The sequence below is a fragment of the Rhizobium sp. SL42 genome, assembly GCF_021729845.1.
Taxonomy (GTDB): Bacteria; Pseudomonadota; Alphaproteobacteria; order Rhizobiales; family Rhizobiaceae; genus Allorhizobium.
In genome coordinates, this window is record NZ_CP063397.1 from 3,421,804 (window position 1) to 3,440,767 (window position 18,964).

Genomic DNA, 18,964 nt, shown 5'->3' on the forward strand with positions numbered 1-18,964 from the left:
GCGCCCAAGCTGGCTTACGGCGCCTTGCCGGAAGCCGTGATGTTGTCGAGAAGCATCTGGGCGCGGTTCGCAACATTGCGCGGCGCCTCGGCATCCTCGGTGATCTGTTCGAACCATTCGCGGGCCCGGGTCATGTCGCCAGCCTTGTAAGCGGAAAGACCGAGCGCTTCGCGTGCGCCGTGGCGCAGGGCATTGGTCGGCGTTGCCATGGCTTCGACCTCAGCCGAAACCTGCTCATAAGTGCCGGCATCGACCAGCAGCCAGGCGGCACGGATCTTGGCCGTGTTGCGGATGATCTCCGGCACGGATGTATCCTGACTGATGGCCTGGAACGACGAAACCGCCGCAGCCTGGTCACCCTTCTGGCCGAGAACTGTTGCAGCCCGAAAACGGGCAAGCACGCCATAGGCGCCATAGCCATCCTGCTCGAGCGCCTTCAAGGCAGCTTCCGCCTCGTCATTCTTGCCCTGGTCCGCAAGGCTGAGCGCCGCCAGGAACTTGTCGCCGGCATCCGAAGCCTGGGTCGAGTGCCAATGGTTCCACAGCCGGTGACCGGCTGTGCCGACAACGATCAGCACCGCGGCGGCGATGATGAACCGGCTGTAGCGCTTCCAGGCATTGCGCACCTGGTCGGAGCGCAGCTCCTCGTTCACTTCGCGGATAAAGCTGTCGTTGTTGTCAACCATACTCATTCCCGGACACTGCCGGCCTTTCCATGCATTTCACTGCGTGAGCGGCCTTCTAACCGATTTTTGCCCGCTTGTAAGGGGAAAACCGTCAAAAGACTTCAGGCTCACATGGCAAGCGGTGCAACACCGATCAAGATCTCGTGCAGCCAGAAGGTGATCAGCGCCCAAAGCGCGATGCCGCCGACCACGGCATAGGCGTCGAACCTGACCGACACGAATGCCTGAGGCACGATCTCGCCGGCCCGCAGACGGCGCTTGTAGTTGATCCGCAACACGACGCCCCAGGCGAGAAACGCGACAAACAGCAGCACCGAGCGAAGATCGCCGTTCGACAGCAGATGCGCCAGCGCCCAGATCTTTACCGCCAGCACCACCGGATGCTTGGTCTTCATGGCGATGTGACCGGCCGGCAGCAGGCCGGCAACCAGACAGATCGAGGCAAACAGCATCAGCGTGACGGTCAGATGGTTCATGCCCATCGGCGGGAACCACAGATTGACGATCGGTGCCGCCGCATAGCCCCAGACCAGCACGGCCAGCGAGCCGATGCTCAGGACCGAATGCAGCCCGCCCCATCCGCCGCGTCCCAGTTTTGCAATCATCGCCTGGCGAAAGCCCGGAACGACGACGCGGATCATGTGGACGCCTATGAACAGGATGATACCGAGAATCAGAAGCGTCATCTGCAAGAACCTTTCGATTGAGAATGGCAAAGCCTTACTGGTCCGCGTGGTGAAATTCCAGTCCGTTCAAAGCTTCGCCGCATTTGGATGAAAGGACGCCTGCTTTGATTTTTGTCAGGCCAAAGCATGTTGCGTTCGATGTTCGCCATTTCCCTTGCCCTCACCGCGACAACCGTCGCTGCCGAGCCGCATGGCCCTGCGACAATCGGCGCAGCACCGGACGTCAGCGAAAGCCAACAAAAGTCGAAGCAATTGCTGCTCATCTCCTTCGACGGCGCCCATGACAATCGGCTCTGGGAACGCAGCCGCGCCATCGCGAAGCGTTCCAATGCCCGCTTCACCTATTTTCTCTCCTGCACCACGCTGATCCCTCGCGAGCGTTCGAGTACCTACAAGGGACCAGGCAAGAAGGCCGGCCGATCCAATATCGGCTTTGCCCCCACTGTCGCCGATGTGACGGCGCGGCTCGACAATGTCTGGAGCGCCCACCTCGAAGGCCACGAGATCGCCAACCATACCTGCGGCCATTTCGACGGTAAGGACTGGTCCAAACAGGACTGGCTGACCGAAATGACATCCTTCGACCGCGTCCTCGCCAACGCCTGGAAGGACAACGGTCTTGCCGATCGGGAACCCGCGGCATGGGCGGAGTTTGTCGCCACGGGTATCGTTGGTTTTCGCGCGCCCTATCTCTCGGCGCCCAACAGCCTTTACGACGCCGAACGGGACCATGGCTTCCGCTATGACGCCAGTCCTGTAACACGCGATCCGCTGCTGCCCACGCTCGAAGGAGAGGTGACACGTTTTGGACTGCCACTGATCCCTGAAGGTCCCCGGCAGCGCCGCATCGTAGCCATGGACTACAATCTCTTCATCCGCCATTCCGCTGGCATCGATCATCCGAGCAAGGCAGCCGAATTTGAGGCGCGCAGCTATGACGCCTTCCGCGCCGCTTTCGACCGACAGTATAATGGCGACCGTATCCCCTTGCAGATCGGCCTGCATTTCGTCGAGATGAACGGCGGCGCCTACTGGGCCGCCATGGAGCGCCTTGTCGGCGAGGTCTGCAACAAGCCGGACGTTGCCTGCGTCACCTATTCCGAAGCCATCGACATGCTGCAAAAGCAAAGTGGCCGGGAACCGGCCACTTCGTCATTCTGAAACGCAGATTGCGTGTCTGGCGACCGTCCCCGATCAGGGACGGTTCGCACCCATCTCGCCCTCGTCGGCTTCCCGCTCCAGATACCGTTGGTCGATTTCCGGCAACGGCTCGTTGTCGATCGCCGCTTCGAAGGCACGCAGACGCTTGTGGATCGAAAGCAACTCGACGATCGTCGGCCAGACATTGACCAGATACTGGAACGAGTTCGACACCTGTCCGAAGGCCGTGGCGATCTGCTGATAGATACCATAGGTGATCTTCACCGCCACGATGGTCGGAACCAGCATGAAGATCAGGAACAGCGCGTCGGCCTGACCGTAGAAGGAACGCGCCAGGTTGAAGTAGGTGTAGTGGAAATAGAGCCGGAAATAGTTTTTCCGGACATTCGAGAACAACTCCGCGATGGTCAGCGGCTGGGCCCGATTTGCGTTGTCCTCGCCGTAGACGAGTTCCTTGCGGTACGCCGCCTCGACCCGCTGGTTGCGGAATTCAAGGCCCGGAAGCTTGATACCGACGAGCGCCAGAAGCGCCGTGCCGAACACCGACCAGATCAAGGCGAGCCAGAACAGGCTGTGCGGAACCGCGCCGATGATCGGCAACTCGGTGACGTAGCTGGACAGCACGAAGAGGATCGGCAGGAAGGCGATGAGGTTCATCACCGCATCGATCAGGCTGACGCCGAGGCCCTCGAAGGTCGAGGCAAAACGCATCGTATCCTCCTGGACACGCTGCGAGGCACCTTCGATGTGACGCAACTTCTGCCATTTCGACATGTAGTATTCGTTCATCGCCGTGCGCCAGCGGAAGATGTAGTGGCTGACAAAGAAGCGGACGATGACGAAAACGAAGACGTTCAGGAAGGCGATGCTCCAGAACGTGATCATCAGGCTGTAGAAGTCCCCGGTCGTGATACCCGGCTTACCCTGCAGCGCATTCTGCAGAAGGTCGCCGAAGGGCCGCCGCCAGTTGTTCAGCAGAACCGAGACCTGCACGTCGAAATAGGTGGCGAAGATGATGAACATCGTGCCCCAGATCGACCAGAACCGCCATGGATGGTCCTTGGCATAGAACTGCCAGAACAGGCCGAAGGCAACCGACCAGACCGCAGCATAGATGTAGAACCACAAATAGGAGTTCGTCAGGAAGAAGCTGAGGTTGATGATCGGCTCGGCATCGGCCGGCGGAGGCGGAAGGCCTACGGCTGCGCCCATCTGCTCGCCGAAAAAATACCAGACGAGAACAGAAAGAAGGGTCCAGACAACGAAGGAGGAGAAGAATAGCTTGGGCTTCGGGAAGAAGGATTGAAACACGGAAGGCTGCTTTCGTGAGGTGTCGGGACAGACTTGGAGGTGCGCCGAACCTAGGGCAGAACCTCAACACCAGCAATGCCATCGCCTAAATGTGGCGGAATTACCCGCAGCTATTCACAGTTACCAAACCTTCATTTTTCAGCGTGGTGACGAACCAGCGGCAGGACCAGCAGGAACGACACGGCCAGCACGGCCGCCGCCACCAGCGTCGGCGCGGCAAAGCTGCCGCTGCGTTCGGCCAATGTCCCGGCAACCACCGGGCCGATGATCTGGCCGATTCCGAAGGCAGCGGTCATCAGCGCCAGCGCCCGGCGCGGGCTCTCGGGTGCAAGCACCCGGCCGAGCCTCAGGCCATAGGCCGTGACGGTCATGAATGTCAGGCCGAGCAGCAACCCGCCGACCAGCGGTGCCGCCGACACAGGCAGGGCGACGGTTGCCGCTACCCCGAACGACTGGATCAACAGCGCCGCGCCATAGGCGGCAAACAGGCCGATCCGCACCATCACCGGTCGCCAGAGGAAGAGGGAAGCGGCAGCCGCAATCCCCGTCACGAACCAGCTGAGAAACTCGATGAACGGCCCGGCATTCGACATCCGCGCCATGGTGACGATGAAGGTTGCCGTGACCACGTATCCGAAGCCGAACAACCCGTAGGAGAGGGTCAGCAGAATTAGTGGCCGCCGCCAGACAAGTTTCGGCTCGGCAGCAGGCCCGCCCGCTCGCAACGGAGCCTGCGGAAACAGCCACCAGGCAATCGCAAGAAGCACCAGCGTCACGCCGGCGCTGTAAAGCCAGTCGATCCGCCAGGCCGCCGCACCCGGCTGGCTGAGCTTCGAGGCGATAAAGACGACGAGGGAGGAGAGTGCGATACCGAAGCCCACGCCGCCGAAATGCACCGTCTGTGTTGTTTCACTGCCGCGCGCCGCGGCATGTGCCAGCACGATCGACGAGATGAAGATCATCGAAAAGGCGCTGGCGACGCCGGCTGCAAAGCGGATGAGAATGAACACCGCAACATCACTGGCCACGCCCATCGCCACCAGCAGCAACGAGCTTGCGGCAAGTGCGCCGAGGCCGATTTTCCGCTCACGACCGGTCGCCCAGCCATAGGCAGCAAGCACCGCACCGACGAGATATCCGACAAAATTGCCGGCGGCGATCAGCCCGGCATCCGAAGAGGAAAGCGGAAGGCCGCTGATCATGCCCGGCAGGATCGGGGTGAAGACGAAACGTCCGAAGCCCATGGCAGCGGCCATGGCCAGTGCGCCGGCGATCGCTGTCTTGGCGAGATTGACGTCTTTCGGACTTGTATCATGCATGGCGCCGCTTATCGCATCGCAACAAGCAAGCGACAAACGAGTATTGCTGATGCCATCCTTCACAGACTTGAATGCGGGAACCGAATGGCAGACGGTTCCGCAAACGGCAGTTTCGCAAACACCGGCTTGCTCTTGCGACAGAATTCGCTAGTGGAGAGGCAAATATCCAAGGAGCACCACCATGAGCGACCTGACCCTGCAACAGGCGATCGACAACATCTACGTGTCGATCAACAACGATAACGAAGATCTGGACCTCCACGTCACCGCCCTCAAGGCCGCCATGGCAAAGGAAGGTGTGAAGGAAGCCGTATTCGAACCCGCAAAGCTCGCCCAGTCCAATCGCCAGGGCCGCAAGATCATGCAATCCTTCTTCCGCAAGAAGGGGATAACGATCGGCTTCTCGGCGTAACGCATCCTCTGCGCGATCTGCACATCGAAGCCGACGGCCGGCAACCGATACTGCACCCTCTCCCAGCAATCAGGCAAAGGGAAAGGGCGCGATAGAAAATGATCCTTCTTCCCCTCGATGGGAAGAAGGGGCCGGCATGCCGATCAAGGCAGCGCTATGCCCGCAACTCAGTCCGCCAGCGTCAGCACCAGTGGCCCGTTGCGGGTCACCACGATCGTGTGCTCGAACTGAACCGTCGGCGCACTCGGCTCGCTGAACAGCGTCCAGTTATCCTTTTCGCCGTCCTCGGCCCAGATGCCGCCGAGCGACAGGAAAGGCTCGATGGTAAAGACCAGACCATCCTCCATGATCCGCGTCTCGTCCGGATCAGGCCAGGTCGATAGCTCCTTCGGCTCCTCGTGCAGCGAATGACCGACGCCGTGGCTGGCCAGATTCTGGATCAGCGTATAGCGGTTCTTCTTGGCGAACGTCCCGATCGCATTGCCGATATTGGCCATCGGCTGGCCGGTCTTGACCTGATTGAGCCCGACCCACAGTGCCCGCTTGCCATCGCGCAACAGCCGTTCGATCTTCGCCGTGCCCGGAGGCACGATGAAGGACGAGCCGGTATCGCCGAAGAAGCCGTTTTTTTCCGCCGAGACGTCGATGTTGACGAGATCCCCAGCCTTGATGATCCTGTCACCGGGAATGCCGTGCGCCACTTCCTCGTTGACGCTGATGCAGGTCGCCCCCGGAAACTCATAGCAGAGTTCCGGCGCAGAACGTGCGCCGTTGTCTTCCAGCACCTTGCGTCCGATCAGGTCGAGTTCGCGCGTGGTGATCCCCGGCTCAAGCGCTGCCGCCATCGTCTTGACGGCCACCGCACACAGACGGCCGATGTCTTTCAGATGCGTCAGGTCTTCATCGCTTTGAACGATCATCTTGGTCTTTCAGCCGCAAGCGGCACACTATTTTCGAAGTCCGGCTGATTACGCAGCCGAAGCCTTCGACGTCAACGCCTGACGCACCAGCGGCGCGACTTTTGTGCCGTAAAGCTCGATGCCACGCATGATTTCCTTGTGCGGCATCGGCCCGATCGCCATCTGCAACAGGAAGCGGTCGTTCTTGAAGATTTCGTGCTGGGCGACGATCTTTTCGGCGACACTCTCCGGATCGCCGACGAACAGCGCACCACGCGGACCGCGCGACGCATCGAAATGCGCCCGGTTCGTCGGCCCCCAGCCGCGCTCACGACCGATGCGGTTCATCACCTCGGCCTGCGGTGCGTAGAAGATATCGGCCGCCGTTTCGGTCGTGTCGTGAATGAAGCCATGCACGTTGATGCTGGTTTTCAGCGTTGCTGGATCGACGCCGGCCTTGGACGCACTCTGGCGATAGAGATCGAAAAGCGGGGCAAAACGATGCGGCTCGCCGCCGATGATGGCGAGTGCAAGCGGCAGACCGAGGTAACCGGCGCGCGCTGCCGATTGCGGCGTGCCGCCGATGGCGATCCACAGCGGCAATGGGTCCTGCAAAGGACGAGGATAGACGCCACGCCCCTTGATCGGTTTGCGGGTCTCGCCTTCCCAGGTCACCACTTCGTTCTCGCGGATTTCCATCAGCAACTGCAGCTTTTCGGCAAACAGCAGGTCGTAGTCCTCAAGTTCATAGCCGAACAGCGGGAAGCTTTCGATGAACGACCCGCGGCCCGCCATCATCTCGACACGGCCATTCGACAGCAGATCGACCGTGGCAAACTGCTGGAAGACCCGTACCGGATCATCCGAGCTCAGCACCGTCACGGCGCTTGAAAGCCGAATGTTCTTCGTTTGCACCGCCGCCGCCGCAAGAATGGTCGCCGGGGACGACGCCATGTAGTCAGGGCGGTGATGTTCGCCAAGACCGAAGACATCAAGTCCAACCTCATCGGCAAGCTTGATCTCTTCAAGCAATTCGTCAACCCGACGCTTGGCCTCCACCCCCTTGCTGGCCGCATTCGGATCGACGTCTGCAAATGTATAAAGACCAAGTTCCACGATGACACTCCGATGACGTTTGTATTTGACTGACATAGAGTTTTTGCCCGCGTCGGCAAAGAGGTGCGCGACGAACACTGTGTCGCATTTCCGGTGCACGACGGCTCGGCGCTCGCCGGCTGCGGCAAAACGTCGTTGCACGGGAACTTCCTTTGGGACTAACCTTTGTCTTCGCGGGCGCAACAAAACGCCCGTCATCCATCGGCATTCGTCGAAAAGGGATCAATCTGATGAAAAGAACTGTCGTCGTAACCGGCTCCACCAGCGGCATTGGACTGGGCATCGCCCGCGCCTTCGCCGCCGAAGGTGCCAATGTGGTGATCAATGGCTTCGGTGATGCGGCCGAAATCGAAACGATCCGCCAATCGCTGGAAGAAGCGGGCGGCAGGGCGCTCTATCATGGCGCTGACATGTCGAAGCCCGCAGAAATTGCCGACCTGATCGCCACCGCAGATCGCGAATTCGGCGGCATCGACGTACTTGTCAACAATGCGGGCATCCAGCATGTGGCGCCGATCGAAGAGTTCCCGATCGAGAAATGGGACCTGATCATCGCCATCAACATGTCGAGCGCCTTTCACTCGATTCGCGCTGCCATCCCCGGGATGAAGGCACGCAAGAAAGGTCGCATCATCAACATAGCTTCCGCCCATGGCCTCGTCGCTTCGCCTTTCAAGTCGGCCTATGTCACCGCCAAGCACGGCATTCTCGGCCTGACCAAGACTGTTGCGCTCGAAACAGCGCGCGACGGGATTACGGTCAACGCGATCTGCCCCGGCTACGTGCTGACGCCTTTGGTCGAAAAGCAGATCCCCGACACGGCCAAGGCACGCGGCATCTCGGAGGACCAGGTGAAAAACGATGTCATGCTGCATCTTCAGGCGACCAAGGAATTTGTCGAAGTGGATCAGGTGGCAGCGCTCGCGCTTTATCTTGCCAGCGACGCGGCAGCCCAGGTTACCGGCACGTCTATCTCGATAGATGGCGGCTGGACGGCACAATAGACTTGAAAGATCGCGCTGCGCCGCCCACCATCCGGCAAGTGCGCAGCGCGTTTCGGGCAGATACATCCAGGAGACAGTGATCGTTTATGGCAGATAGCATCCGCTTCATCCTCAACGGCGAGGACATCGCCCTTTCGACCGTCGACCCGACCGAGACGCTGCTGGACTTCCTGCGCCTGAAGCGCCGGTTGACCGGGTCGAAGGAAGGCTGCGCCGAAGGCGATTGCGGCGCCTGCACCGTACTGGTCGGGCGGCTGTCCGGCGGCAGGCTGCATTATGAAACGGTCAACGCCTGCATCCGCTTCGTCGGATCGCTCAACGCCACCCATGTCGTGACCGTCGAGCATCTTGCCACAAGAGACGGCACGCTGCATCCGGTGCAGCAGGCCATGGTCGACTGTCATGGTTCGCAATGCGGCTTCTGCACGCCGGGTTTCGTCATGTCGCTTTATGGTCTGTGGTTGGCATCGGAAAACCCGGGCCGGGCCGAGATCGAGCGCGCCCTGCAAGGCAATCTCTGTCGCTGCACCGGCTACGAACCGATCGTCAAGGCGGCCGAGCTTGTCGCCCGCATGCGCCCGTCCGCCCTCTTCGATCCGCTGGAACGCGAACGCGCCAACATCGTCGCGCGTCTTGAGGAACTGACGACCCGCGAAACGATCCGGGTTGAAGGCGATGGCCGCCGGCTGGTTGTCCCGGGTTCGGTCGAAGCGCTGGCCGAGACGCTCGCAGCCCATCCCAAGGCCACCATCGTTGCCGGCGCAACCGACGTCGGGCTCTGGGTCACCAAGCAGATGCGCGTTCTCGATCCCGTTATCTTCATCAACCATCTCGGCGAATTGCAGGACGTCATCGTCGACGATACCGGCATTACGCTGGGTGCCGGCGTCAGCTATAGCACCGCCTTCGAGACACTGCGGCGGGAAATCCCGGCCTTTGCCCGGCTGATCGAACGCATCGGCGGCCAGCAGGTGCGCAACATGGGCACGATCGGCGGCAATGTTGCCAATGGCTCACCGATCGGTGACACGCCACCCGTGCTGATCGCGCTTGGCGCCACGGTCACCCTGCGTTCGGCAACGGGCACGCGCACAATGCCGCTCGAGGACTTCTTCATCCACTACGGCAAGCAAGATCGCCAGCCCGGCGAATTCGTCGAGCGCCTCTTCGTGCCGCGGCCGAAACCAGAAAGCCATGTCGCGGTCTACAAGATCTCCAAGCGTCGCGACGAAGATATTTCCGCCCTCTGCGGCGCCTTCCACCTGGAGCGTGACGCAGCCGGCATCGTCACCCATATCCGCATAGCCTTCGGCGGCATGGCGGCAACCCCGAAACGGGCACGGTCCGTCGAGGCGGCGCTTTATGGCAAACCGTTCACCCAGGACGCCGTCGACGCGGCAAGGGCGGCTTTCGACATCGACTATCACCCGCTGACCGACTGGCGCGCCAGCGCGGACTATCGTCAGCTGACCGCGAAAAACCTGCTCACGCGGTTTTTCCTGGAAAGCGCGGGAACGCCGCAGGAACTGCACCGGTTCGAACCGGAGGAGGCGTGATGCGCAGATCGTTCTCCACCTCCCTCTTGAGGGGGGAGGTCGCCGCAAAGCGGCGGGTGGGGGTGACCGACCCCGCTCGTTCAATCGACAACAACACGTGGAGGATGCCCCAAATCACCCCTCCCCGGAGCTACGCTCCGACACTCCCCCTCAACGGGAGGGTAGAAATTGGAGGCCCATCCCATGGATAAGCCAACCTACGAGACCGGCAAATACATCAAGGGGCCGATGCACCAGTCGCTCCGGCATGATTCAGCACACAAGCATGTCGCCGGAAGTGCCGAATATATCGATGACATTCCGGAACCCGCAGGCCTGCTGCACGGCGCGCTCGGCATGGCGGATCGGCCCCATGCGGAAATCCTGTCGATCGACCTGTCTGCAGTCAAAACCTATCCCGGCGTCGCCTGCGTGCTGACCGCCGAAGACATCACCGGGGTCAACGACGTCTCGTCCGGTGGCCGCCACGACGAGCCCCTGATCTCGACCGACAAGGTGGAATTTCACGGCCAGACGATCTTCGCCGTCATTGCCGAAACCCGCGACGCCGCCCGCAAGGCGGCGCGTCTGGCCAAGGTCGAATATCGCGACCTGCCCTTCTGGACCGATATCGACGGCGCGCTGGAAAACGGCGCCGCCCTCGTCACCCCCGGCATGACGCTGAAGCGCGGCACGCCGGAAACCGAACTGGACAAGGCCGAGCACCGGCTGAAAAGCTCCATGCGCATCGGCGGCCAGGAGCATTTCTATCTCGAGAGCCATATCGCGCTCGCCATTCCCGGCGAGGACGACGAAGTCGCCATCTGGTCCTCGACCCAGCACCCGTCCGAGATCCAGCACATCGTCGGCCATGTTCTGGATATCCCCTCCAACGCCATCACCGTGAATACACGGCGCATGGGTGGCGGCTTCGGCGGCAAGGAAACCCAGGGCAACCAGTTTGCAGCGCTCGCGGCCCTCGCGGCAAAGAAGCTGAAGCGTGCGGTCAAATTCCGTCCCGACCGCGACGAGGACATGGGCGTCACCGGCAAGCGCCACGACTTCAAGATGGATTTCGATGTCGCCTTCGACCGTGATGGCAGGATCCATGCGGTGGACGCCAATTTCGCCGCGCGCTGCGGCTATTCCTCCGACCTTTCCGGTCCGGTCACCGATCGCGCCCTGTTTCACGCCGACAGCAGCTATTTCTATCCGCATGTGAAGCTGACCTCGCAGCCGCTGAAGACCCACACGGTCTCCAACACCGCCTATCGCGGCTTCGGCGGCCCACAGGGCATGCTCGGCGGTGAACGCATCATCGAGGAAATCGCCTATGCGCTCGGCAAGGATCCGCTTGAGGTCCGCAAGGTCAATTTCTATGGGCCGAACGGCTCCGGCCGCGATGTCACCCCCTATCATCAGGTGGTCGAGGACAACATCGTCGCCCGCATAGTCGAGGAACTGGAAACCTCGGTCGACTATCAGGCGCGCCGCCGCGAGATCATCGCCTTCAACAGCACGAGCCCGGTCATCCGCAAGGGCTTAGCACTGACCCCGGTAAAGTTCGGCATCTCATTCACGATGACCGCCTTCAACCAGGCCGGCGCCCTCGTCCATGTTTATCAGGACGGCTCGATTCACCTGAACCACGGCGGCACGGAAATGGGCCAGGGCCTCTATACCAAGGTCGCCCAGGTCGTCGCCGACGCGTTCCAGGTCGATGTCGACACGGTCAAGATCACTGCGACAACGACCGGCAAGGTGCCCAACACTTCGGCGACGGCCGCCTCCTCCGGCTCGGACCTCAACGGCATGGCAGCCTATGATGCGGCGCGCCAGATCAAGGAAAGGCTGATCGCCTTCGGCGCGGAAAAATATCAGGTCGCCGCGTCTGACGTAGAGTTCCTGCCGAACCGCGTACGCGTCGGCGTTCAGGAATTTGCCTTTGGTGATTTCGTCAGGCAGGCCTATTTCGCCCGCGTCCAGCTATCAGCGGCCGGATTCTACAAGACTCCGAAGATCCACTGGGACCGCGCCGCCGGGCGCGGCACGCCCTTCTATTACTATGCCTATGGCGCGTCCTGTTCCGAGGTCTCGATCGACACGCTGACCGGCGAATATCTGATGGACCGCACCGACATCCTCCACGATGTCGGCCGCTCGCTCAACCCTGCGATCGACATCGGCCAGATCGAGGGCGGCTTTGTCCAGGGAATGGGCTGGCTGACGACCGAGGAACTGTGGTGGGACGGCAAGGGCCGGCTGCGCACCCACGCCCCCTCGACCTACAAGATCCCGCTCGCCTCCGACCGCCCGAAGATCTTCAACACCCGTCTGGCCGACTGGTCGGTCAATGCGGAGCCGACCATCGGCCGTTCCAAGGCGGTCGGCGAACCACCCTTCATGCTGGCGATCTCGGTGCTGGAAGCCCTGTCCATGGCCGTCGCCTCCGTCGCCGACTACAAGATCTGCCCGAGGCTCGACGCACCGGCAACCCCGGAACGGGTGCTGATGGCGGTGGAGCGGTTGAGGGGGAGATGAGGGCGCTGCTTTTACCATTCATCCTGCCCCCCTCCCCGCAAGCGGGGCGAGGGAATGGAACCGTTGCGGCACTCGCCCTTCTCTCCGTAAGCGGGGAGAAGGTGCCGGCAGGCGGTTGAGGTGCATGTCCGTGGATCACTTCCTCTCCACCCATCCCGCCCTCGTGCTCGTCAAGGTCACCGATGCCAAGGGCTCGACCCCACGCGAGACCGGCGCCTTCATGCTGGTCGCCCCGGTTACCGTTTACGCCACCATCGGCGGCGGGCATATGGAATTTCTCGCCATCGAAAAGGCGCGCGCCATGCTGGCGGCCGACGAAGCATCGGCAACGCTCGACATACCGCTCGGCCCGGAGATCGGCCAGTGCTGCGGCGGCCGTGTCGTCCTCACCCTGACCAACCTCGACGCACAGGCGCGTGCCGACCTGCTGGCGCGCGAGGAAGCGGCACGAGAGCGCCGGCCCGAGATCCATATCTATGGCGCAGGCCATGTCGGCCTCGCCCTGGCCGCGGCGCTGGCGCCCCTTCCGTTCAACGTCACGCTGATCGACACGCGCGCGGATATCGATGGCCACGTGCCCGAAGGCATCGTGTTTCGCCGTGTTGCCATGCCAGAAGCGGAAATCGCAAGACTTCCAGAAGGAGGTGCGGCGGTCATCCTCACCCATGATCACGCATTGGATTTCCTGATCGCCCGACAGGCACTGGCTCGCCCGGATCTGCGTTATGTCGGCATGATCGGCTCGGCCACCAAGCGCGCCACCTTCTCCCGCTGGCTGATCCGTGAACACGCAGATGCCGCGGACCTTGAGCGCCTTGTGCTGCCGATTGGCGGCAGTGCCGTCAAGGACAAGCGCCCGCCGGTTATCGCGGCCATGGTGGCAGCCGAATTGCTGGCGACCCTGCTTGGTTGAATCAGCACTTCAAGCACTCGATTCAGAACCAGAGCTTTGCACACCAACTCATTGAATACAATTACGATACCTCACAGAGGCCCGGTCCTGATCGTATCGATCAGACGACGGTTGCCCGACCAGAAAGCCTTGGATCGGCTCCGTGATGGTCGTCCTTCCTCGAGCCCGATATCTTGACGCAGAGCCTCCGGCAGGTTGTCGATTGCCATGTGGTCGGCCGCGAGAATACGGCATAGCACCCTTCGAAGACTGGAAAAAGACGGGCTGACGAACTGCCATTGCGATTTGATTAGCGATGTCATCCTTGCCTCCAGATGCCGTTGCCTAAACGGCTGCATTGGGTGCACAATGACTGCGGTTGCAGCACGGATCCAATTCAATTTCCGCGCCGACACATAAAGAGAGCTTATCCATGAAACTGTCGAAACAGTTCCCGCTGAATGCCCTGCGCGTCTTCGAGGCGGTCGGCCGGTTGGGCAGCTTTACCCGCGCAGGCGAAGAACTCGGCATGACCCAGACTGCCGTGAGCTACCAGATCAAATTGCTGGAGGACAATATTGGCGAGATGCTGTTCCTGCGCAGACCACGGCAGATCGAACTGACCGAAACCGGCGCAAGGCTACTGCCAAAGGTCGGCGAAGCCTTCGGCCTGTTGGTCGACGCGGTCGCCTCGGCCCGCCACGCCTCAAGCGAAACGCTGGAAATCCACTCGATCCCGACCTTCGCCACGCAATGGCTGGCGAAACACCTCGGATCGTTTCAACTCGACCATTCGAACATTGCCGTTCGCCTGCTACGGGTCAACAAGATGACCGATTTCGCCCGCGACGGCGCCGATATTGCGATCCGCTGGGGCGACGGGCCGTGGCCGGGCCTTGTCAGCCACCAGTTGATCCGTGCGACATACACGCCCATGCTCAGCCCGAAGCTGGCCGACAGCATTGGCGGCGTTCACCAGCCGTCAGACCTGATGAAGCTGCCGATCATCAGCCCGGATGATCATTGGTGGAAGGAGTGGTTCAACGCAGCCGGTATCCAGAACCTTGCCCTTAAGGGCAACAGCATGAACACGTTCGAGGCGCAGGATCTTGAGGCAAGCGCTGCGATCGCCGGACAGGGTGTGGCCATTATCAGCCCATTCTTCTTCCGTGACGAACTGGCATCGGGTCGCCTGCTGCAGCCGTTTCCGCTGACCTGCGCGGCACAGGCACCCATCTGGATGGTCTACCCGCACGCGCGGCGCAATTCGCCAAAGATCCGCGCCTTCCAGGCCTGGATCGACAAGGCTCTTGCCAATGACGAGATGGCCTCGACATTGGCCCCGCCACTACCACTCAAGACAGTTCAGAACGACATGTCGGGCGCATAGAAACAGCGCAGCGTATCCTCGTTCGGATAAAGGCAAAGATGATATTCGCTATCTTCGGAACGGCGCGTCGTCACCTGCGGCACGTTGAAGATATGCCGGCGCGTGACCAGCCGGTGCTCTCCCGGACCAAGCGTCAGCAGATAGCCGTCCTTGATGATCCGGACGCTCTGCGAGGGAATCATCTGGCAATCACCGGTATGCTGGTTGCCGTTGCAGCAGAAGGCATCATATTGCCAGCCGCTCTTGGGCTCATGGGCGTAAACACAAGACGAATAGACAAGAAGAATGCCTGTAATCATGCTGCGCATCGACGCACCTCCTTCAGGGCAGGCCGCCGGTTCGCCATGTCCCTCCCCATCCGGCAGCATCAAGGGCCAAATCTAGCAGAACCACTATATTAGGACAAATGCAGGAAGTGACGGGCAGGATTTGTGCGACGCACAAAACAGCTGAACAAAGTAGCCCCGTCCCGCATCGCGCCCTTTCCTTCATCCCAAAGTTTTTGCAAGGTATCTCGTTCGGGGAAGAAAGGGATATTGCATGTATGAATTCGCCATTGCCTGGGAATGGCTCTCCTTTGCCGTGCGCTGGCTGCACGTCATCACCGCCATCGCCTGGATCGGCTCGTCCTTTTATTTCATCGCGCTTGACCTTGGCCTGGTGAAGCGCCCGGGCCTGCCCCACGGCGTGCATGGCGAGGAATGGCAGGTGCATGGCGGCGGCTTCTACCATGTGCAGAAATATCTCGTCGCGCCGGCCTCGATGCCCGAACACCTCACCTGGTTCAAATGGGAAAGCTATGCCACCTGGCTCTCGGGCTTCGCCCTGCTCTGCGTGGTCTACTATGGCGGCGCCGATCTCTTCCTCATCGATCGCACCCTGCTCGACATCGAACCCTGGCAGGCCATCTGTCTATCGCTTGCCTCGCTAGGCGTCGGCTGGATCTGCTACGACCTGCTCTGCAAGTCGCCGCTTGGTAAGAACACCTGGGGTCTGATGGTCTTTCTCTACATCGTGCTGGTCGCCATGGCCTGGGGCTACACCCAGGTCTTCACCGGCCGCGCCGCCTTCCTGCATCTCGGCGCGTTTACCGCGACGATCATGTCGGCCAATGTCTTCATGATCATCATCCCGAACCAGAAGATCGTTGTCGCCGACCTGCTCGCCGGCCGCACGCCCGACGCCAAATACGGCATGATTGCCAAGCAGCGCTCGCTGCACAACAACTACCTGACCTTGCCCGTCATCTTCTTCATGCTGTCGAACCACTACCCGCTGGCTTTCGCCACGAAGTTCAACTGGATCATCGCAGCCCTGGTCTTCCTGATGGGCGTCACTATCCGCCACTGGTTCAACACGACGCATGCCCGCAAAGGCCAGCCAACCTGGACCTGGCTGGTCACCGTGCTGATCTTCATCGTCATCATCTGGCTGTCGACCGTGCCCAAGGTGCTGACCGGCGAAACCGAAGTCTCGCTCTCCGCACGGGAAAAGACCTTTGTCGAAAACGTGCATTTCTCCGCAGTGCGCGACGTCGTACAAAGCCGCTGCTCCATGTGCCATGCTAGCGAACCCGTCTGGGAAGGCGTCGTGCGCGCGCCGAAGAGCGTGAAACTCGAGACCGACGGCGAGATCGCCGCCCATGCTCGCGAAATCTACATCCAGGCCGGCCGCAGCCATGCCATGCCGCCTGGCAACATCACCGACCTCTCGAACGAGGAGCGCCAGTTGCTGGTCGCCTGGTTCGAGACGACGGTCGAAGGCAAGTGAAAATGACCGAAACACTGATCCGTGGCCGTCTGCTCTCCTTCCGCCGCGCACCCGAGAATGCGACGGACAAGGAAAGCTTTCTCTATGAAAGCGATGGCGCCCTGCTGATCGCAGGTGGTGTCATCAAGGCGGTCGGCCCCTATGCCGACGTCAAGCCGAAGGCCGGCGCCGATACGCCCGAGATCGACCACCGTCCGCATCTCATCCTGCCCGGCCTCATCGACTGCCATGTGCATTTCCCGCAGATGCAGGTGATCGCCTCCTATGCCGCCAACCTGCTGGAATGGCTGAACACCTATACGTTCCCCGAGGAATGCCGCTTCGTCGAAAGCGCGCATGCTGAGCGCATCGCCACCCATTTCTTCGACGAGTTCCTGCGCAACGGCACGACCACGGCGGTCGCCTATTGCTCGGTGCACAAGACCTCCGCCGACGCCTTCTTTGCCGAAAGCCTGAAGCGCGGCACGCTGATGATCGGCGGCAAGGTGATGATGGACCGCAACGCCCCTCAGGGCCTGCTGGACACGCCGCAACTCGGCTATGACGAGACCCGCGCCGTGATCGAGCAGTGGCATGGCAAGGGCCGCAACCACGTCGCCATCACCCCGCGCTTCGCCATCACCTCGACGCCGCAGCAGATGGCGATGACGCAAAAGCTGGCGGAAGAATTCCCAGACCTGCACATCCAGACGCATCTGTCGGAAAACCACGACGAAATCCGCTATACCTGCGAACTCTTTCCCGACGCCATCGACTATACCGACATCTATGCCCGCTACGGCCTGCTGCGCAAGAAGGCGCTGTTCGGCCACGCCATCCACCTCTCCGACCGCGAGGCCGACGCCATGGCGCAAAGCGGCGCGGTGGCAGTCCACTGCCCGACCTCCAACCTCTTCCTCGGCTCTGGCCTCTTCCCGCTGCAGGCGATGAAGCGTCGCGACAAGCCGGTAACCGTCGCCGTCGCCACCGATATCGGCGGCGGTTCCAGCTATTCCATGCTGAAGACCATGGACGAGGCCTACAAGATCCAGCAATTGCTCGGCGAACGGCTGAACCCGCTCGAAAGCTTCTACCACATGACGCTCGGCAACGCCGTCGCGCTCGACCTTACTGAGCGCATCGGCACGCTGGACCCCGGCACCGACGCCGACCTCGTCGTGCTGAACGCGGCCGCGACACCGGCCATGCGGCTCCGGATGGAAACGGTAACCTCCCTGTCGGAAGAACTCTTCCTGCTCCAGACGCTCGGCGACGACCGCGCGGTGGTCGAGACCTATGTCGCGGGCCGGGCGGCAAAACACAGACCGGACATGTGAGGCTGGCGATGAGCGAAAGTGGCTATTCCGGCACACCCCTTCCGAGGAGACTCGGACTGAAGCCCGAATTCGCCGCTCTGTTCGTCGCCCTGCCAGAGGACCTGCGTGAACTCGCCGACCACATACCGCAGGCCCGCTGCGTGGACGCGCTCTCCCGGGCGGACGGATCGGACCTCGACTACCTGCATGTGTTCGAAACCGCCCGCGCCGCCCTTGAAGACCGCGCATCCGGGCTCCGCGCCATGCTCCGCCCGGCCGGCATGCTTTGGATTTCCTGGCCGAAGAAGGCCGCGAAGATGCCGACCACCATCACCGAGGACGGGCTGCGCAGCATCTTCCTGCCAATCGGGCTCGTAGATGTGAAGGTCTGTGCCGTGAACGAGATCTGGTCCGGGCTGAAATTCGTGATACGCAAGGAGTTACGCCGGTAACAGCCCGGCCTTCGGCGGGAGGATATTTGCCGCATGCTGATCGTCAATCTGGCCCTCGGAACCCTGATGATCTCCCTGACGGTCGTCATCCATACGATCGGATTGATCGCCGTGACCCACGTCATGAGCTGGATCACCGATCGCGTCCGGCTAAACGGTCACCGCAGCCGCATCCTGGCCATGAACACGGTGGTGATCGGCGTGTTCTGCGTGCTTACGGCGGAGGTCTGGCTCTGGGCCGCCGGCTTCAGCCTGATCGGAGTCGTCGATGATTTCCCGACCGCGCTCTATTTGTCGACCGTCACCTTTTCCACGGTCGGTTATGGCGATGTCATCCCCCATCCGGAATGGCGCATGATGGCGGCACTCGAGGGTGTCAACGGCTTCCTGCTGATCGGCTGGTCCACCGCCTACCTGATCGCCGCCGGCATCCGCGTCGGCCCCTTCCGCTCCGGCGAGCATTTCTGAGGCCTGGAGAGACACTGAAAAGGCGAC

General features: G+C 61.4%; 19 protein-coding genes. 11 read left to right on the forward strand and 8 right to left on the reverse strand.

The features are described 5' to 3' along the window. Positions 1 to 14 precede the first annotated feature (14 nt). On the reverse strand, positions 15 to 686 hold the full coding sequence (locus tag IM739_RS16135; protein WP_237368708.1) for a tetratricopeptide repeat protein: 672 nt from the start codon (positions 684 to 686) through the stop codon (positions 15 to 17). A gap of 107 nt (positions 687 to 793) precedes the next feature. Beyond that, positions 794 to 1,372, reverse strand: a complete 579-nt coding sequence (locus IM739_RS16140) for an NnrU family protein (protein ID WP_237368709.1) — start codon at positions 1,370 to 1,372, stop codon at positions 794 to 796. A gap of 126 nt (positions 1,373 to 1,498) precedes the next feature. Between IM739_RS16140 and IM739_RS16145 the strand changes: the two genes are divergently transcribed. Further along, entirely contained in the window at positions 1,499 to 2,533 is a 1,035-nt protein-coding gene (locus IM739_RS16145; RefSeq protein WP_237368710.1) for a polysaccharide deacetylase, read from the forward strand. Between the two features lie 33 nt (positions 2,534 to 2,566). Here the strand turns inward: IM739_RS16145 and sbmA are convergent, their stop codons facing one another. Continuing rightward, on the reverse strand, positions 2,567 to 3,844 hold the full coding sequence (gene sbmA / locus IM739_RS16150; protein ID WP_237368711.1) for a peptide antibiotic transporter SbmA: 1,278 nt from the start codon (positions 3,842 to 3,844) through the stop codon (positions 2,567 to 2,569). A 131-nt stretch (positions 3,845 to 3,975) separates the two neighbouring features. After that, the gene (locus IM739_RS16155; protein WP_237368712.1) at positions 3,976 to 5,163 is read right to left on the reverse strand and encodes a YbfB/YjiJ family MFS transporter; all 1,188 of its coding nucleotides are present in this window, start codon (positions 5,161 to 5,163) and stop codon (positions 3,976 to 3,978) included. 181 nt (positions 5,164 to 5,344) lie between these two features. On the opposite strand from IM739_RS16155, the gene IM739_RS16160 reads away from it, so the two are divergent. Then, positions 5,345 to 5,575, forward strand: coding sequence for a hypothetical protein (locus tag IM739_RS16160; protein WP_237368713.1), 231 nt, complete (start codon positions 5,345 to 5,347; stop codon positions 5,573 to 5,575). A gap of 167 nt (positions 5,576 to 5,742) precedes the next feature. Here IM739_RS16160 and map read toward each other — a convergent pair whose 3' ends face one another. Both map and IM739_RS16170 read right to left on the reverse strand, forming a co-directional pair. After that, positions 5,743 to 6,495 (reverse strand): type I methionyl aminopeptidase, encoded by a 753-nt coding sequence (gene map / locus IM739_RS16165; protein WP_237368714.1) that lies wholly within the window; start codon positions 6,493 to 6,495, stop codon positions 5,743 to 5,745. 48 nt (positions 6,496 to 6,543) lie between these two features. Further along, on the reverse strand, positions 6,544 to 7,590 hold the full coding sequence (locus tag IM739_RS16170; protein ID WP_237368715.1) for an LLM class flavin-dependent oxidoreductase: 1,047 nt from the start codon (positions 7,588 to 7,590) through the stop codon (positions 6,544 to 6,546). A 230-nt stretch (positions 7,591 to 7,820) separates the two neighbouring features. Between IM739_RS16170 and IM739_RS16175 the strand changes: the two genes are divergently transcribed. The 4 genes from IM739_RS16175 (at position 7,821) to xdhC (ending at position 13,583) form a co-directional block, all read left to right on the forward strand. After that, positions 7,821 to 8,594, forward strand: a complete 774-nt coding sequence (locus IM739_RS16175; protein WP_237368716.1) for a 3-hydroxybutyrate dehydrogenase — start codon at positions 7,821 to 7,823, stop codon at positions 8,592 to 8,594. Positions 8,595 to 8,680: 86 nt separating this feature from the next. Then, positions 8,681 to 10,150, forward strand: a complete 1,470-nt coding sequence (xdhA, locus tag IM739_RS16180) for a xanthine dehydrogenase small subunit (RefSeq protein ID WP_237368717.1) — start codon at positions 8,681 to 8,683, stop codon at positions 10,148 to 10,150. 183 nt (positions 10,151 to 10,333) lie between these two features. Beyond that, positions 10,334 to 12,670, forward strand: a complete 2,337-nt coding sequence (gene xdhB / locus IM739_RS16185; protein ID WP_237368718.1) for a xanthine dehydrogenase molybdopterin binding subunit — start codon at positions 10,334 to 10,336, stop codon at positions 12,668 to 12,670. Positions 12,671 to 12,794: 124 nt separating this feature from the next. After that, positions 12,795 to 13,583, forward strand: a complete 789-nt coding sequence (gene xdhC, locus IM739_RS16190; protein WP_237368719.1) for a xanthine dehydrogenase accessory protein XdhC — start codon at positions 12,795 to 12,797, stop codon at positions 13,581 to 13,583. A gap of 71 nt (positions 13,584 to 13,654) precedes the next feature. Here xdhC and IM739_RS16195 read toward each other — a convergent pair whose 3' ends face one another. Further along, positions 13,655 to 13,885, reverse strand: a complete 231-nt coding sequence (locus IM739_RS16195; protein WP_237368720.1) for a hypothetical protein — start codon at positions 13,883 to 13,885, stop codon at positions 13,655 to 13,657. Positions 13,886 to 13,995: 110 nt separating this feature from the next. Here IM739_RS16195 and IM739_RS16200 point away from each other — a divergent pair, with 110 nt between their 5' ends. Beyond that, entirely contained in the window at positions 13,996 to 14,952 is a 957-nt protein-coding gene (locus tag IM739_RS16200) for a LysR substrate-binding domain-containing protein (RefSeq protein WP_237368721.1), read from the forward strand. Here the strand turns inward: IM739_RS16200 and IM739_RS16205 are convergent. Further along, on the reverse strand, positions 14,928 to 15,260 hold the full coding sequence (locus IM739_RS16205) for a hypothetical protein (protein WP_237368722.1): 333 nt from the start codon (positions 15,258 to 15,260) through the stop codon (positions 14,928 to 14,930). The two genes, IM739_RS16200 and IM739_RS16205, sit on opposite strands and share 25 nt — an antisense overlap. A 232-nt stretch (positions 15,261 to 15,492) precedes the next feature. Between IM739_RS16205 and puuD the strand changes: the two genes are divergently transcribed. From puuD to IM739_RS16225, 4 genes are read left to right on the forward strand one after another with little or no spacing between them, the layout of a single operon-like run. Further along, complete coding sequence (puuD, locus tag IM739_RS16210; protein WP_237368723.1) at positions 15,493 to 16,722, forward strand: urate hydroxylase PuuD; 1,230 nt, start codon at positions 15,493 to 15,495, stop codon at positions 16,720 to 16,722. A gap of 2 nt (positions 16,723 to 16,724) precedes the next feature. Continuing rightward, entirely contained in the window at positions 16,725 to 18,038 is a 1,314-nt protein-coding gene (gene guaD, locus IM739_RS16215) for a guanine deaminase (protein ID WP_237368724.1), read from the forward strand. Between the two features lie 8 nt (positions 18,039 to 18,046). Then, positions 18,047 to 18,469, forward strand: coding sequence for a hypothetical protein (locus IM739_RS16220; protein WP_237368725.1), 423 nt, complete (start codon positions 18,047 to 18,049; stop codon positions 18,467 to 18,469). Positions 18,470 to 18,502: 33 nt separating this feature from the next. After that, a complete protein-coding gene (locus tag IM739_RS16225) occupies positions 18,503 to 18,937 on the forward strand; it encodes a potassium channel family protein (RefSeq protein ID WP_237368726.1) in 435 nt (144 codons plus the stop codon). Positions 18,938 to 18,964 lie beyond the last annotated feature (27 nt).

Excerpts from the sequence above, each read along its gene's own strand:
- IM739_RS16135 (WP_237368708.1), bottom strand. The coding sequence starts at position 686 with ATGGTTGACAACAACGACAGCTTTATCCGCGAAGTGAACGAGGAGCTG.
- IM739_RS16140 (WP_237368709.1), bottom strand. The coding sequence starts at position 1,372 with ATGACGCTTCTGATTCTCGGTATCATCCTGTTCATAGGCGTCCACATG.
- IM739_RS16145 (WP_237368710.1), top strand. The coding sequence starts at position 1,499 with ATGTTGCGTTCGATGTTCGCCATTTCCCTTGCCCTCACCGCGACAACC.
- IM739_RS16155 (WP_237368712.1), bottom strand. The coding sequence starts at position 5,163 with ATGCATGATACAAGTCCGAAAGACGTCAATCTCGCCAAGACAGCGATC.
- IM739_RS16160 (WP_237368713.1), top strand. The coding sequence starts at position 5,345 with ATGAGCGACCTGACCCTGCAACAGGCGATCGACAACATCTACGTGTCG.
- map (WP_237368714.1), bottom strand. The coding sequence starts at position 6,495 with ATGATCGTTCAAAGCGATGAAGACCTGACGCATCTGAAAGACATCGGC.
- IM739_RS16175 (WP_237368716.1), top strand. The coding sequence starts at position 7,821 with ATGAAAAGAACTGTCGTCGTAACCGGCTCCACCAGCGGCATTGGACTG.
- xdhA (WP_237368717.1), top strand. The coding sequence starts at position 8,681 with ATGGCAGATAGCATCCGCTTCATCCTCAACGGCGAGGACATCGCCCTT.
- xdhB (WP_237368718.1), top strand. The coding sequence starts at position 10,334 with ATGGATAAGCCAACCTACGAGACCGGCAAATACATCAAGGGGCCGATG.
- xdhC (WP_237368719.1), top strand. The coding sequence starts at position 12,795 with ATGTCCGTGGATCACTTCCTCTCCACCCATCCCGCCCTCGTGCTCGTC.
- IM739_RS16195 (WP_237368720.1), bottom strand. The coding sequence starts at position 13,885 with ATGACATCGCTAATCAAATCGCAATGGCAGTTCGTCAGCCCGTCTTTT.
- IM739_RS16200 (WP_237368721.1), top strand. The coding sequence starts at position 13,996 with ATGAAACTGTCGAAACAGTTCCCGCTGAATGCCCTGCGCGTCTTCGAG.
- IM739_RS16205 (WP_237368722.1), bottom strand. The coding sequence starts at position 15,260 with ATGCGCAGCATGATTACAGGCATTCTTCTTGTCTATTCGTCTTGTGTT.
- puuD (WP_237368723.1), top strand. The coding sequence starts at position 15,493 with ATGTATGAATTCGCCATTGCCTGGGAATGGCTCTCCTTTGCCGTGCGC.
- guaD (WP_237368724.1), top strand. The coding sequence starts at position 16,725 with ATGACCGAAACACTGATCCGTGGCCGTCTGCTCTCCTTCCGCCGCGCA.
- IM739_RS16220 (WP_237368725.1), top strand. The coding sequence starts at position 18,047 with ATGAGCGAAAGTGGCTATTCCGGCACACCCCTTCCGAGGAGACTCGGA.
- IM739_RS16225 (WP_237368726.1), top strand. The coding sequence starts at position 18,503 with ATGCTGATCGTCAATCTGGCCCTCGGAACCCTGATGATCTCCCTGACG.